15 protein-coding genes, 1 pseudogene and 1 riboswitch are annotated in these 15,808 nt (G+C 35.4%); of the genes and pseudogenes, 15 read left to right on the top strand and 1 reads right to left on the bottom strand.

The genetic code is table 11. The features are described from left to right. Positions 1–2 precede the first annotated feature (2 nt). From D569_RS0115725 to D569_RS0115655, 15 genes and pseudogenes are all read left to right on the top strand, one after another. Positions 3–317 carry an STAS domain-containing protein gene (locus tag D569_RS0115725; RefSeq protein WP_018933384.1) on the top strand — a complete coding sequence of 105 codons (315 nt, stop codon included), beginning with the start codon at positions 3–5 and terminating at the stop codon, positions 315–317. Positions 318–578: 261 nt separating this feature from the next. Further along, positions 579–2,426: an asparagine synthase (glutamine-hydrolyzing) gene (gene asnB / locus D569_RS0115720; protein ID WP_018933383.1), complete on the top strand. Its 1,848-nt coding sequence runs from the start codon at positions 579–581 to the stop codon at positions 2,424–2,426. A 38-nt stretch (positions 2,427–2,464) separates the two neighbouring features. Beyond that, positions 2,465–2,911: a hypothetical protein gene (locus tag D569_RS0115715; protein ID WP_018933382.1), complete on the top strand. Its 447-nt coding sequence runs from the start codon at positions 2,465–2,467 to the stop codon at positions 2,909–2,911. A gap of 116 nt (positions 2,912–3,027) precedes the next feature. Further along, a complete protein-coding gene (locus D569_RS0115710) occupies positions 3,028–4,440 on the top strand; it encodes an alpha-amylase family glycosyl hydrolase (RefSeq protein WP_018933381.1) in 1,413 nt (470 codons plus the stop codon). Between the two features lie 479 nt (positions 4,441–4,919). Continuing rightward, positions 4,920–5,052, top strand: a pseudogene (locus tag D569_RS24885) (flavin reductase family protein); the annotation flags it as partial. Positions 5,053–5,279: 227 nt separating this feature from the next. Beyond that, positions 5,280–5,366, top strand: a riboswitch (cyclic di-GMP riboswitch). A 166-nt stretch (positions 5,367–5,532) separates the two neighbouring features. Next, a complete protein-coding gene (gene folE, locus D569_RS0115700; protein WP_018933379.1) occupies positions 5,533–6,099 on the top strand; it encodes a GTP cyclohydrolase I FolE in 567 nt (188 codons plus the stop codon). Positions 6,100–6,125: 26 nt separating this feature from the next. Then, positions 6,126–6,950, top strand: coding sequence for a 6-carboxytetrahydropterin synthase (locus D569_RS0115695; protein WP_018933378.1), 825 nt, complete (start codon positions 6,126–6,128; stop codon positions 6,948–6,950). Beyond that, positions 6,950–7,660: an SDR family oxidoreductase gene (locus tag D569_RS0115690; RefSeq protein ID WP_018933377.1), complete on the top strand. Its 711-nt coding sequence runs from the start codon at positions 6,950–6,952 to the stop codon at positions 7,658–7,660. The genes D569_RS0115695 and D569_RS0115690 overlap by 1 nt, the downstream gene beginning before the upstream one ends. Before the next feature lie 16 nt (positions 7,661–7,676). Beyond that, on the top strand, positions 7,677–8,585 hold the full coding sequence (locus D569_RS0115685; protein WP_018933376.1) for an ATP-binding protein: 909 nt from the start codon (positions 7,677–7,679) through the stop codon (positions 8,583–8,585). Further along, complete coding sequence (locus D569_RS0115680; protein ID WP_018933375.1) at positions 8,585–9,628, top strand: alpha/beta hydrolase; 1,044 nt, start codon at positions 8,585–8,587, stop codon at positions 9,626–9,628. The genes D569_RS0115685 and D569_RS0115680 overlap by 1 nt, the downstream gene beginning before the upstream one ends. Positions 9,629–9,637: 9 nt before the next feature. After that, a complete protein-coding gene (locus tag D569_RS23045; RefSeq protein WP_018933374.1) occupies positions 9,638–9,865 on the top strand; it encodes an acyl carrier protein in 228 nt (75 codons plus the stop codon). Between the two features lie 4 nt (positions 9,866–9,869). After that, a complete protein-coding gene (locus D569_RS23040; protein ID WP_018933373.1) occupies positions 9,870–11,324 on the top strand; it encodes a class I adenylate-forming enzyme family protein in 1,455 nt (484 codons plus the stop codon). Next, positions 11,321–12,925 (top strand): methyl-accepting chemotaxis protein, encoded by a 1,605-nt coding sequence (locus D569_RS0115665; RefSeq protein ID WP_018933372.1) that lies wholly within the window; start codon positions 11,321–11,323, stop codon positions 12,923–12,925. Before D569_RS23040 ends, D569_RS0115665 begins: the two co-directional genes overlap by 4 nt. An 11-nt stretch (positions 12,926–12,936) precedes the next feature. Then, positions 12,937–13,263: an STAS domain-containing protein gene (locus tag D569_RS0115660; protein WP_018933371.1), complete on the top strand. Its 327-nt coding sequence runs from the start codon at positions 12,937–12,939 to the stop codon at positions 13,261–13,263. A 1-nt stretch (position 13,264) separates the two neighbouring features. Next, positions 13,265–14,095 carry a PP2C family protein-serine/threonine phosphatase gene (locus tag D569_RS0115655; protein WP_018933370.1) on the top strand — a complete coding sequence of 277 codons (831 nt, stop codon included), beginning with the start codon at positions 13,265–13,267 and terminating at the stop codon, positions 14,093–14,095. A gap of 113 nt (positions 14,096–14,208) precedes the next feature. Here D569_RS0115655 and D569_RS0115650 read toward each other — a convergent pair whose 3' ends face one another. After that, positions 14,209–15,573, bottom strand: coding sequence for an MATE family efflux transporter (locus D569_RS0115650; protein ID WP_018933369.1), 1,365 nt, complete (start codon positions 15,571–15,573; stop codon positions 14,209–14,211). Between the last annotated feature and the right edge of the window lie 235 nt (positions 15,574–15,808).

Here is a 15,808-nt window from a genome sequence, read left to right as displayed (position 1 = left end):
ACATGCTAGAATATAAAATGGAAAAAGCAGATGACAATTGTAATGTGTTATTAAATGGTGATTTAGATATTGATTCAACGGAATTAGTGAATAATGAATTAGTACCTAAATTGAAATATGAAACGCATATCTACTTGAATTTTGAAGATGTTAATTTTGTGGACTCATCTGGTATGGGTTTATTAATCCAATTGGTAAACCAGTTAAAAGATGAAAAACAGCTCATTAGAATAGTAAATGTTAAAGAAGACATCTTAGAAGTTTTTGATTTGCTGCAAATACCCGAAATAATTGGGGAAAACGTGATCGTAAAATAAAAACTTATTATAAATGGAAAAAACTCCCGCCCTGTTTCTATAAAATTATAAACAGGGCGGGAGTTTTTGATAAATGAGTCGAAGTATTCCTTTTTTTCTCGTTGTATCCGCTCATTACTGTACATCTTCATAGATACTCACACATTCTACATAAAAGGAAACTAACGCAACTCATAATCCCTAATCAATGGTTCATTTTCTCCCTGCTGCTGCATATATTTATAAAAGCTACTATGATAGGGAAAGGTGTGTCATTACAGTATGTGTGGGATTACAGGTTGGATCGACTTTACCCGAAATATCGAAAATGAACGTGAACAAGTACAGCGTATGGCAAGTAAAATTAGTCATCGAGGACCAGACGAAACAGATTTTTATTTGGAGACACATGTTGGATTCGGACATCAGCGTTTAATTGTTGTTGATCCAGCTGGTGGCAAACAGCCGATGGGCCATACAAAAGACCAACATTCTTACGTATTAGTGTATAACGGTGAGCTTTATAATACAGAGGATGTTCGTAGTGAACTGTTGAAACAAGGATGGCAATTCAATTCTCACTCCGATACAGAAGTCCTGTTGAAAAGCTATATCGAATGGGGAGAGGCACACGTCGAGAAGTTAAACGGTATTTTTGCATATGCTATCTGGGATCCATCTAAGCAGCAGCTATTTCTTGCTCGTGACCGTCTTGGTGTAAAACCGTTATTTTACAAGCAACATCACAATGGCTTACTATTTGGCTCTGAAATAAAAGCGATTCTCGCACATGATGAAGTAGATCCTGTCATCAAAGAGGAAGGATTATCTGAGATTTTTGCACTTGGTCCTTCACGTACTCCAGGTCATGGTGTATTTGACGGATTGAAGGAATTGCGTGCAGCACATGTAGGCATCTTTAACCGAGATGGCTGGAAAACAAGACGTTATTGGAATGTGGAAAGTAAGCCACACGAAGAATCCGTAGAAGAAACTGCCGAAAAGGTTCGCCATTTACTAGTGGATGCAGTCGAGAGACAGCTCGTATCTGATGTTCCACTGGGCACTTTTTTATCAGGGGGAGTGGATTCTAGTGCGATCACAGCTATAGCGGCACAATATCTCGAAAACAATCAAAAAGATGCACTTCAAACCTTTTCTATTGATTATGAGGATAACGACAAATATTTTAAGAAAAGTAGTTTCCAGCCCAATCAGGACAAAGCCTATATCGAAAAAATGGTACAGTCATTGGGAACTGAGCATCATAACTTTGTGATAGACAATGTTACATTGGTAGATTTATTAAAAGATGCAGTACGATACCGTGATCTACCGGGGATGGCTGATGTTGATTCTTCGTTATTATGGTTTTGTGAGCAAACCAAAAAAGAAGTGACTGTTGCACTATCCGGTGAATGTGCCGATGAAATCTTTGGCGGCTATCCATGGTTTTATCGAGAAGATGATCTTAATCGTGAAGGATTCCCTTGGATTCGTTCTTCAGAAGTCAGACAAAATCTATTACGGTCAGATGTGAGTCAACAATTAAATCTAGCAGCATATACGAAAAAAAGATATGAAGATACCGTGAAAGAAGCTCCTTTATTAGATGGAGAAGGGGCAGAAGCCAAAGCAAGAAGACAAATGTTTTACTTGAATATGCAGTGGTTTATGCCGACATTATTAGATCGTAAGGATCGGATGAGTATGGGAGCAAGTTTTGAGGCACGTGTTCCGTTCAGTGATCATCACTTAGTTGAGTATGTGTGGAATATTCCCTGGGAAATAAAAACACACGGAGATCGTGAAAAGGGCATACTAAGAAAAGCGTTAGAAGGAATTTTGCCAGATGAAATTCTTTACCGTAAGAAAAGCCCTTATCCAAAAACACATCACCCTGCTTATACCAATGCAGTCATCAACTGGATGAATGAGATCATTGATGATAAGAATGCACGTCTATTCGAGATATTGGATCGTTCTAAAGTAAAAGCATTGGTCGACCAGAAAGCGGCAAATATTAGTGCGCCATGGTTTGGTCAATTAATGACTGGACCACAACTGTTGGCTCATCTCGCGCAAATTGAATTCTGGTTGCAAGAAAATGATGTTATGATTGAAATATGATGTTGTAACCTCGAAAACGGAAGAAAGTAGTGACGGTTATGAAGAAATTATCTATCGGTATGTTGCTTCTATTACTTATTCCTACCACCTTACATGCACTAGAATGGGCGTATCCGTTTGTAGTGTTAGACGGCCGCGTATATGAAGTTACTGACGAACAAGTCAATCAATCTCTTATCGGTCAATCGATTGGAGAAGTAACCACCCAAGCTGATGAGCGCACAGGTAGATATTATGACAATGCATCTAATCATTATCCTATAGGTACTAAGTATTTTAAAGTAGAAGGTGTGGACATTTCCGAGGCAATTGCAGTAGAAGAACAAGGGACGTATATGAAAGCTGAATTTGTCCAACGTGTTCCTTTACACTGGCGTAATATTGTCTATTATCTTACACCGATCCTCTTTTTAACGGGCTTAATTATCACGTACCGAATTCGGGAAAAAGTAAAGAAAAAATACCAAAACTCTCTATCTATTTAAGATAGGGAGTTTTTCAGTCACAAAAAATTCATGTTATTTTTCAATAAGGGTATTTGACTTTCTTTGATTGTCTAGGATAATAGAAGACGAATATAATTTGAGAAAAGGGGACCATTATGCTCTACATAAGAAAAGTATTACTAGTTATGGTTCTATGCCTGTTTTTAATTCCGAATTTAACCGTCATGGCAGAAGAACAAACAGAAGAAGGAATTTATTATATTTTAGTAGACCGATTTGTAAATGGGGACAGTAGCAATGATATAGAGATTAATATTGATGATCCTTCTGCATATCATGGTGGGGATTTACAGGGTGTTATCGATAAAATTCCTTATTTAAGCGAATTAGGTATAACTACCATTAACCTCAGTCCTATCATGACGGCGGCTTCTTACCATGGATTTGATCCTTTAAATGGTCAAAGTGTCGATCCTCAATTTGGAAACATCGCGGTGCTGCAAAATTTAGTAGCCGAAACAAATGAGAATAACATCAAGGTAATCTTAGATTTTGTTTTATCACATGTAGATAATGAACACCTCTGGGTAAATGAACAGTCTGATTGGGTGTCTCAACCTTCTAGCAATCAATTGAGTGAAGAATTGCCAACCGTTAATTTGCAAAATGAAGATGTACAGCAATATTTTTTGGAAACAGCGGTATATTGGATGAATAGTACGGGAATTGATGGTTTTCATGTTTATGTAGATGAACAGACACCTCAATCCTTTATCGATGAACTGCGTCAACGTATACAAGCTGAGAAAGAAGATGCGTTTTTAATAGTAGATGGAATGGAAGACGAAAATAATATCGATCATGATTTTCGAAAGGAAGCGGTCGATATTCTGAAACAACCCGGAGAGTCCTTGGAGCCATTATTTTCTCACGAGATTACTGGTGTACATTACATGGAATCTGTCCTTACTTCACGCTTTACGCATGAAACAGTAAAAGAAGGCTATCATCCTGTCACAAGGTGGAAGCTTGCATCTACATTACTTTATACATTACCAGGATCGTCTTTGTTTTATCAGGGAGTAGAAGTGCCAATGGATAATGGTGAAGATGAACCAGATCACCGCATGGCCGAATTAAATAAAGAGGACGAAGAAATATCCCAACATTTAGAAAAGCTAGCAGCAATCCGTCAAGATTCCTCTGCATTACAAAATGGCGAAATGGAACTAGTAGATCAAGCGGGGGCAATGTCGGTTTACAAGAGAAGTGCCGAGGATCAAACGATGTACATTGCGATTAATAATGATACCGAAACACAGACAGCATCCCTGGATGAAATCAGTGAGGATATGCAACTGAGAGGTTTGCTGGAAGATAACATCGTCAGACAACAAAATGATGGTACGTATCGAGTGATTCTAGAGCGCGAAACAAGTAATATCTTTGTTTTAGAAGAAGACAGTGGGTTTAACTGGTTCTTTATTGCCATGATGGTTGTGATTCTTGGTGGGTTTGTCGCGTTTATTGTAGCGGTTAGTGTGAAGAATCGTAGAATGCGTCAGTAAGCAAAATCAAAGAACTGCAGCACTTTACTGTGGGCATACTTCGAAATTATATACTAAATGTAATGCAGAAGCTAGGTGTAAGTAGAGAACCTTACAAGCTGTAGTGGAAATATTGCCAATGACCGAGTTAGGCTCTAGATGAAAACCAGTTATTCTCCAAAAAGAATAACTGGTTTTCTAGTTATATTTTTACTTACACTTATTACTCTAGTTTGACAAGAGAAACGCTTGGGCTCACTACAATAGAGTTTACCCAAACGTTTTCTTATAAATCCTCTAGTTAACTTTCTTCAAAAGTATGAAGATTATTTTCGTAATCGAATTTGAACAGTTTCTGTAATTCAATTTTTCCGGTTGGAGTTACTTTAATAGCCCGTGTCTTAGGTGTACGTGTTTCGATGATAGTTGAATTTTTAAAGATTTACAATATAAATGTAAAGAAATTAAAGGGGGAAAGAACTGAGACAACAAATCTGGACATGTTAAGTTTTAAAGAAATTAAGCCTAAAATAATGTATTATGGAACACCAACATTGTTTTAACACGTTAAATGAAGACGGGACAACTATTGTTCTTGGTATAGGATTTGGAGGGAAGGCCATTGAAAACTTATAAAGGTATAATGAATGTAATGTGTTATTAATTTATCAATTTAGTGGATACAGAAGAGAAATCCAACAAAAAGTGATCCAAATGGATGAAACGCACTTTTTGAAAGGTAAATTTTACCATATAAATAGTTTCTATGTACTGATGAAAATAAATATTGACACTTTTATCATTATTAATTAGAATGGAAATAAGCAATAATACCTAAATATAAATAATGAAAATATTACCTTCGATAATGGCAAACTTATTGAAAAGTGAGGACGCAAAGCCTATGGGTCTAAGGTCTCGATGACTATGATAGCCGGGTTACCGAAAAGGATGGTTTATTTGAGTATGGATTAGTATACCTTTTTTTACTAATTCATATTAAGAGCCCACCAATCTTTTTGGTGGGCTCTTTTTAGTAGCATTACTTACGATAAACCAACGCACATGCTTTGTTTTACATCTTTATCGAAGCGTAGGAAAGTGAGGAAGTTTATGACAAATCAAGTGTTAGGGGCTATTGATGTTGAAAGTAATGTTCGTTCTATTTTAGAAGCGATCGGAGAAGACCCGAAGAGGGAAGGTTTATTAGATACTCCTAAAAGAGTAGCAAAAATGTATAAAGAAGTTTTTGAAGGAGTTGGTAAACTTCCTGAAAAAGCGCTAAACACTACTTTCGATTCCGAAGGTTATGAAGGCATTGTGTTGGTCAAAGATATTGATTATTATACCTTTTGTGAGCACCATTTAATCCCGTTTTTTGGTAAGGCGCATATAGGCTATATCCCAAATAAACGAATCGTTGGACTTAGTAAATTTGCACGTTTAGTAGAATTAACATCGAAGCGTCCGCAGGTACAGGAAAGAATGACGAATCAGATAGCAACTGCCATTGAGAATGTACTGCAACCAAAAGGAGTAATCGTATCTTTAGAAGGACAACATTTATGCATGTGTGCAAGAGGCGTAAAAAAACCTGGAAGTGCAACAGTTACAACCGTGAAAAAGGGAGTATATACGGAAGATTCTGCCTTAGTAAATGAATTTCAAAAGAGCTTATAAAAAAATGTAAGAAAAGAGGGATACTGTTGCTCTATTTATCTAGAAGAATCGACTTTTCTGCCATGCATAGTTATCGCATTCCTGAATGGAGTGAAGAAAAAAATAAACAAGTGTTTGGTTTGTGCAGTAATATAAACGGCCATGGTCACGATTATAAATTGGAAGTAATGGTAAAGGGAAATTTGAATCATAATTCGGGTATTGTTGTTAATACCGTAGATATAAAGCAATTGGTAGGCGGAATAGTAGAAAAAGAATTGGATGGAAAATTTTTAAATAAAGAACACCAGTATTTTATATCACATATTCCAACTACCGAAACTATAGTAGGTTATTTGTGGGATGCTATTGCTCCTCAGCTAAAAGATTGTACTTTACATCGACTTCGGTTACATGAAAACCCATATTTATTTGCTGAGAAAGGGGAAGAGAAAATGGTTACGTTATCAAGAAAGTATCATTTTAGTTCAGCACATCGCTTACATAGTGATCAGTTATCTGATGAAGAGAATTTAACTCTTTTCGGTAAATGTAACAATCCGAACGGTCACGGTCACAATTACTATTTAGAAGTATTTGTGAAAGGAGATCCAGATAAGGTAACTGGAATGATTGTTGATTTAGGTGAATTGGATGAGATTGTGGATAATATTGTCTTGAAAAAATTCGATCATAAGCATTTAAATTTAGATACAACTGAATTTAATGGATTGAATCCCACATCTGAAGTAATGGCAAAGGTGATTTATGATATGTTGGCTCCCCATATTTCAAACCTATATAAAATAGGGCTATGGGAAACAGAGAAAAATTATTTTGAATACTTAGGAACAGAAGAGGTGTCAGTCTAATGGACTTCTCCCATCTAAAAGATAAAGTAATAGTAATTGTTGGTGCGAGTAAAGGAATAGGTAGAGAGACAGCAGTATTATTAGCTAATCACGGTGTAAAGCTTGTGCTTGGTGCAAGGCACATTGAAGATTTACAGCAATCCTTCCAGAGTGAGAATGTTACAGTATTACCTGTTGATGTGAGGGATGAAAATTCGGTGGTCCAGTTTGTTAATAAGAGTATAGAATGCTTTAAACGAATTGATGTCTTAATAAATTCTGCAGGAATCGGAACCTTTGAAAGTATCTTAGATTCTTCAACAGAAGCTTTTGATAACATGATCGCTGTAAATTTACGAGGAACATATTTTACATGCAAGCATTTTGGTAGGGTTATGAGAGAACAGAAGCAAGGTCAGATTCTGAATCTCGCATCAATTGCTGCTAAAACTGCTTTACCAGGGAACGGTGGGTATACAGCTTCTAAGTTTGGTGTGCACGGTTTAACAAAAGTATTGCAACAAGAATTAAGAAGAGAAGGTGTTCGTATTACATCTGTTTTACCAGGTGCAATCAACAGTTCCTTTTGGGATAATGTTTCTTTCGATTTAGACGTTGATAATATGATTCCTGTCCAATCCATAGCAGAGCATTTAATATATTTGATCTGTCAGCCAAAAGAAGCGGTGGTTGATGAAATTACCATTATGCCCCCTAATGGCATTTTATAACAAAGGATAGAAGGCAATGAAAAGATTTTTTACCAAGCGCATAGGTAAAAGAAACAAAGCAACAGAAAAAGATACTTGTCTTACAATCTCGCCATCCACAACTTTTCAGTCATTTAATCAGATGAAAGAACAAGCAACTATTGGCTGGATTGTATATCAACTAGCAGATGGGATGGGCTTAGCCCAAAATGAAGAATTATTTTTTGAATCATTTACTCTAGATTCCATCGAAAGCATCACTGATGAGAAAATAAAAGAATTTTATCAATTAGCACAACTAGGGATAGGATGGATAACGAATAATGACGTGATAGAAGAAGAAATAAAAAAGCTAGATTACCCGAAGCCTTTTCGTGACTTATTATTACGAACATTGAATGAAATACATTCGAGTAAAACACTTCATGAAATGGATAAGGAGAAGGATCTGGTTTGGGAAATATATCGAGATGTTATCTATTCTGCTACCCAAGGAGCTTTTTTGCTTATTGATAAAACGAGAATAACACAATATAAATCAGGCAAACTTTTACTCGAAGTAACTATTAAGGAACGAAAAGATATATCTTACACTAGGAATCTTGCGAAGGAAGCTTTTGCTAATGCAGGATTAAAAGAATCAAAAATTATGAGCTATAACCTAATTATTTCTGAATCCGTAACCAATGTAATTAAACATGCCAAAAACGGAAGAATGTTGATTTATCAAATGAATGACGTATTTCATGTCATTATAGAGGATAATGGCCCAGGATTTCCGCTCAATATTTTACCAAAGACCACTTTGTTAGCAGGCTTTTCAACGAAGGAGTCATTAGGACAAGGATTTACATTAATGATGAAAATGGCAGAGCAAGTGATCTTAGAAACATCGTCTGATGGATCTACGTTAATTCTACTATTAGACGGAAAGGGTGAAATTTGATGAGTTTACAGGAAGTAATCACGAATAAAACCATTGATAAAACTATTATAACCGCACGGCTATTTCCAGGCTTTTGGGATCGATGGATTGCACATGGTATGGAAAAAGGCGTTGCCAATCAGTTTATACAAGAAGTTACGAATTTACAGGAGTGGATACAGTTTTTTGATAAACATGGAAGTAACCAGTTTAAAACAGCCGAAAGAGCTAAAAGGAATGATGATTTAAAAGAAGCCAAATGGCATTTTAGACTCTCAGCACTCTACTTCAATCTATCCCATTGGATTTTTCCAACACCAAGTGATGAAAAAAGAAAATGGTATCAAAAATCACTGAATGCTTTTTCCCATGCGGATGAATTATTGGTAAAAAAACCTTTAAAGGAAAAAGTAATGGTAGAAGAAGTTGCTTGTCATGGAAGAATAAGAATCCCTTACCGTTCGAAGGGAAGTGTGATCATTGTCAATCCAATTGATTCCACTAAAGAAGAGTTATTTTCATATGAACAGCACTTTGTAGATCTAGGCTTTGCCACTTTTACGTTTGACGGGCCAGGTCAAGGTGAGACATTTACGTTAAACGGATTACGAGCAACTAAAGAACGTTGGCAAACCTTCATGGATAAAGTGATTACCTTAGCAAACAAAATTATTCCCAATAATAAGATTTATTTATTTGGGACAAGCTCAGGTGCAATGTGGTCAATCAAAGCTAGTGAACATCCAAAAGTGAGTAAAGCTGTTGCAGTTAGTCCAGCTGTGTCAAAGGATATTGCATTTCCAGAGTATTTTATCGAAAGATCTAATAATTTGTTAAATGAAACTGAAACAATATTGCCTGTTATAAATCCAACTAAATTATCTAAGCCGATTTATTTATTCCATGGTAAACAAGATGTCATGGTTAAGGACAGTGATATATATCAGTTGTATAACAGTTTAACCAATAAAAGTAAAATAAAACAATATCCTAATGAAGGGCATTGTTGCAACTTCAAATTAGCAGAGATTAGATCTATCGTGTCAGAATGGTTTAAGGAGTGATAAGGGAAAATGACTTATAGTGAATTCAAAAAATATTTATCAGAAGTATGCCATGTTCCGATTGAAGATATTACTGATGATGTATCTTTTCGAAACGATCTTGGAATAGATTCTCTACAAATGGTCAATGTCATAGTGGGTTTAAGAGACAAAACAGAAATAAGTCTAACTAATATTACTGATTCAGAATCATTCGCCACACCAAAAAAATTATATCAAACAATTATTGGGGGTTAACAAGATGACGTCACTAATGAATTTTATTTTAAATGAAAAATACGCTGACAATATATCTATCAGTACTTTTAAGAACGATTACACCAATAAAGATTTACTTCAACTGTCCAATGAATATATTAATCTATTAAAAGATTATGGTGATCTTAAGGGAAAAAGAGTTGCTATTTTATCACCTCATCCACTTTCTTACTTTGCATTAATTTTTGCGATTAATTCTGCTGGGGGGACAGTAGTGCCATTGAACCCGTTATATAAAGAATCGGATTTAACAGCCGTTTTAACTAGTGCAAAACCGCATCTGATTTTTACGGTTAAAGAATTAATAGGGGTTTCGTTTTTAAATATCATTAACAATTGGATCGAAGACAATAGTGTGAAATGTACTGTTTTTGAATCTGAAGACTGCTTCAATTGGGATGCGAAGGATTGGACCGGTAAACCCACACAGCTAGATGAGTTTAAACAACATTTTATGTTATTCACTTCAGGTAGTACGGGAATGCCAAAGGGAGTAATGTTGAGTCAAGAAGCTTTATTTAAAAATATAGAAGTTATTTCTGGGATGTTAAATAGGCAAGAAGGAAGTAGTGTTGTAAGTATTCCGCCGCAAACAGTGGGATTTGGTATGGTAAGTATACTTAGCGGAATGCGTTATGGATTTAGAGTAGGTGTACCTGATATGTTTGACTTTCCTAAAATTGTCGATTTTATGCATAGAATCTCAGCTAATAAACTAGTAACCACACCGTCCATTTTGCGGGGGATGTATAAACTTACTCAACACTTGCAACCAGAAGTCTTTCAAAATATTAAGGAGTGTTTTTTAGCAGGAGAAATGGTATCTGAAGGTGAACATGATTTATACCCGCTTATGAGTGATACAGATTTCATCGGTATATATGGTATTACAGAAGGCGGAGGCATTATGACATGTAATGTTCGAGAAGGACTAGAATGGCAGGTTGTAAATGAAATAGATTATAAAATAGAGGATGGAGAATTTGTAATTAAGTCTCTTACTGTGTTTTCAGGATATTACAACAGACCGGATCTTACAAAAGAGGTTTTAACAGAGGATAGATGGTTACTGACTGGAGATTTAGTACGTGAAACAGCGGACGGCAAGCTGGTTATTATAGGTAGAAAAAAAGACATGATTAAAAAGGGTGGACAACAAGTAATCCCATATGAAATAGAAGAGTGTTTGTTAGAACATTCAGCAGTGAGGCAGGTAGCAGTTGTTGGTTCCAATCATGAAGTATATGGAGAAGAAATAGTTGCATTTGTTGTTTTACAAGAGGAAATAGATGGTAATGGTTTATACCAACATTGCACCAATAAGTTAGCTAGGTTTAAGGTGCCAGATCATATTAAGATAATTGATGATCTACCAGTTGTTTCCGGTAAAGCTGATAAAACAACATTAAGAAAATTACTTCAAGGTGAGAGCGAATGAAAAATGAAACAAAAAACAAATCGTTGTTAAAGAAATTCACCATAACTATATTATTGTTTATGGGGATTGTTGCATTAGCTTCTGCTAGTGTCCAAGCATTCATTATGGTTGATAATATCGAGAAACAAATAGAGCGAGAGGCTAAATCAATCTCTACTTCCATCCAGCAAGGAGTTAAGGAAACTGAATTAGCATCTCTAGAAATAGAACATCAAATAGATTTAAAGTTGGAATCATATGCAAAATATATAGCTGATCAGCTATATGGCAGGGAATTGTCTGAAATTAATAATAATGAATTAGAAAAATATCGAGAAGCATTAGGCATTAGTGGTATCACACTATTTCAGAGATTGGAAAATGATTTTGTAGGCCGGAAATCTACAAACCCTAATGAGATTGGATTTGAAATTGGAGATTTTAATCCACAAGCTTCGGAAGCATTGTTGAAATTTATGGATGGGGAAATTACCGATGAATTAAGATATTCTGTCAGTTATATTACTGAAAATGTTGCCATTCTTTATATTACAGAATCAACATCTGATGATCAAAAACCCGAATTTTTTAAATATGCTTACTATTACGTCCTTGGTACGGATTACCTGATAAATCCTTATATTGAAGCGAATGAAGTCTACCAATTTACTGAAAAAGTAGGTACGGAAACATGGATTGAGCAAGTAACTAGCTCCAACGATTTTGCTAAGGAAATAGCGCTATTAGATCCACGTGTATATGCTGATCCGTCACTTACCGAAAGTGTCTACGCTCCATTGTCAAAAGTGGTAAATGGTCAATTTAAATTTGAGGATGTTCAAGATACTGATTTACTAATTAGTATGATTGATCATCCATCAAGTGCAAATTATGTCGAAAATTATAATGGTGAAAAAATCTATAAATCATTTATACCGATTGAAGATAACAAAGTACTCTATGTTGCATTAGACTACGAAAAAATGAAAGCTCCTATGTATAAGCAATTATTTATACTAATTGGAATTAGTATTTTAGCTTTGGTTATTGTACTTTTCTTTACAACACGATTCTTTAATAATATTTATAAAAATATTCAAAAAATAATTGGTCAAATTCTTCAAATGGAACAAGGAGACTTTACGGTTCAAAGTTCTGTAAAAGACAAAAGTGAGTTAGAAAGTCTATCAAACAGCACCAATAAGCTAGCTAATTCACTAAATCGTGTACTTTCCGAAACTAGTGATCAAGCGATTCAAACTGAGAAACATGCTTATTTACTTGAGTCTGAAGCGAATAATTCTGTCGATAAAGTATATACAATGTCTATGGCTACTACGACTGAAACGAGAGAGCGATTGGGTGAGATGAATTATCTCCTTGATCAAATTGAGAAAAAAATGTTGGATGAAAAGATCGAGGATCAAGAGACAGTGGCTAATATTAAGCATCTTCGTGAAGTATTAAAGCATAGTTCCATTACAACAACGGAAATTACGATTACTTTATCAGACTTATTAAAATCACTGCACAGTCAATCAGAATCTTTATCTGAAATTTCGAAGAAACTATTGGAAAATTTAGAGCAGTTTACATTGGATTACAAGGATGATTTCGAATAGGAGGCCATGTTATGTATGATACATTGGAAGTATATAAAAAATCAGAGGGAAATGTTTGTACTTTGTACGTTAGTGGGGTTTTAGATTATTCTACAATGGACCCATTCATTAAAAAAATTCAAGAAATAGAAGTTAGTTCCAAATTGGTGATCGTTAATTTTGAGAGGCTAGAATTTATCGATTCAACAGGAATAGGAGCTATTATTAACTTAGTTCATGAAGCAAAAAATAAAAATTTTAAAGTTAAGCTAGATGGGATGAATAATGAGATAGAGGAATTATTTGAAACTTTAGGAGTTTTTCAAGTAATGAAATCGCTCCTTGAGGTAGGTGGTTAAATTGTTTAGAAGAGAAATATCTATAGAAAAAGAAGCATCTAATGGAGAACTAGATAGAACATTAGAAAGAGAGATTAAATTAGCACGTAACATACAAATGAAACTACTGAATGGAAATGAACCTGCTATTAAGAATGGAACGGTATCAGGTATATCAATTCCAGCAAGATTAATTGGTGGTGATTATTATGATTTTTACCTATTACCAAATGGAAAATTAAGAATTGTAATCGGTGATGTGATGGGGAAGGGAATTCCAGCAGCAATGCTAATGATCTTAACGAGAGGTGCCTTTCGAAGTGCTGCCGAAACTACGAAGGGGCCTGCAGATACACTGACTGCGATGAATAATGCTATATATGAAGACTTGCGCGTTTTAGGATCATTTGTCACGGTTTTATGTGCTGATTGGGATCCTGAAAAGCAGGAACTAAGTTATGCCAGTGCAGGTCATGGCTTACCACTAGTTGTTCACTCTAGCCAACAACTGGTAGACATTCCAGTTGCTAAGGGAGTTATGTTAGGTGGACTCCCAGACGTAGTGTATAATCAAAACACAGTTAAAATAGAAGAAGAGGATTTGTTATTTTTCTATACAGATGGGATAACAGAAGCGCAAAATGAAAATGGAGACATGTACCGCACCGAGAGGTTAGAGAAAATGTTAATCGAAAACGTAGATTTAGATATTAATGAACTAGAGAATGTAGTTACTCATTCCCTGGAATCTTTTACAAAAGGTCTTCCACAAAAGGATGATATTACAATGGTTATAATGAAGGTTAATAGAGAAAAAACAGAGATAGCTAGCTATAATTCTCCTATATTATGAAAAATGAGCTTAAGCTAAATTAATTAAGCTGCTTTAGTGCAAAAATAGCATACCAAGCATAGTGATTGGTATGCTATTTGACTTATTCATTTAGAGTAAAAAGTGAACATTCTTTATTCCGCCACAGCTTCTGTATCTTTTTTGACAAATGCTTTCTTCATCCAAGTTCTTGAACGCCATCTTCTTAGCATTAAGACACCTCTTAGCCATTCATCGGCAATAAAAGCTATCCAGACACCTACTAATCCTAAATCTAAAAAGATTCCAAAAAACCACGCAAAGGTAACACTGACACCCCACATCGAGGCAATCCCAATCACAACAGGAAACTTGACGTCTCCAACAGCTCTCAGTGAGTTAATAACTACAAGGTTAAATGCCCGACCAGGTTCAAGAATAATCGTAATGAGTAAAAGGAACATCCCTTTTTCAATAATAGTAGCGTCAGTTGTGAAAATACCAAGTAATGTCGAACTGAAACTATAGAAAAGAATTGCCATTAAAGTACTGATAACAATCGCTATCTTCAAGCTTTTAATACCACGTCTATAGGCACTTTCCATATCTCCTGCTCCGATCATGTGACCGATCAGAATTTGTGAACCTTGCCCAATGGCGATGGAGAACAGGAGAATAAACATCATTAAGTTCTGCACATATACTTTCGTTGTAATTGCGATAGTCCCCATCTGAGCAATAAAATAGGTGATTGCCATCTGACTTGCATTATAGGATAACTGTTCCCCTGCAGATGGTATGCCAATTTGTAATAGGTCTTTCACGTGGCTCTTTTCATAATGGAAAAAAGATTGGAACGGAAGCTGCCGTTCACTGCGCCATGCTAAGATAAATAATAAGATAACAAATCCAATAAATCGACTAAGCATGGTGACATAGGCAACCCCTTCGACACCAAGTATTGGAAATCCAAACGGACCGAAAATAACAAAAAAGTTACCAATCACATTTACAATATTCATGCCAATCGTGACAAACATGGTATCCTTGGTAAAGCCATAGCTTCGTAAAATAGCTGATACTGTCATGATCAGTGCTTGAACGAAAATAAATCCGCCGACGATGTTCATATAAGTAGAAGCTTCATTCATTAATTCTGCAGGCAAATCCATCAAACGTAAAATAAAGTCACTGAAAATAAATAAAATGAGACTTAATGCTAATGAAAACCATAAATTTAAACTAATCGATGTTACAGCAATCTTTCCAGCTGTTTTTGACTGTTCTGCCCCGAGATTTTGTGCAACGAGTATCGATGCCCCTGCGGCAACAAAACCAAACATCACAATCACAACCGATAACACTTGATTGGATACACCGACCGCAGCAACCGAATGGTCGGAGTATTGACTTAACATCAACGTATCGGCATTGCCCATCAACATGTGTAATAGAATTTCAATGAAAATAGGCCATGTTAAAGCAAATAAACTTAATTTTTTAGTCTCAGTTTGTTTCATCATGTTCCTTCTTCCAAATCATTTTTGTTGTAAGAATATTACTTTACACTAAAAAATAAAAAAAGGAAACGGTTTAATCTTTATTATTTGGTGAAAAATTTAAAGATTGATGCCATCAAGCATATAATCGTATAGTGTTTGCAGTAATGATTGGCTGGCAGTCTTTGTTGCTATGAAAAATTAGTGAAACACAAATAGCTTTTGAAACGTAATTCTAGCATAATCTGTTAAAGTA

This window comes from Gracilibacillus lacisalsi DSM 19029, from assembly GCF_000377765.1.
Classification (GTDB): Bacteria; Bacillota; Bacilli; order Bacillales; family Amphibacillaceae; genus Gracilibacillus; species Gracilibacillus lacisalsi.
The sequence above is the reverse complement of the archived record's forward strand: the minus strand, read 5'-3'. Positions and strand labels throughout refer to the sequence as shown.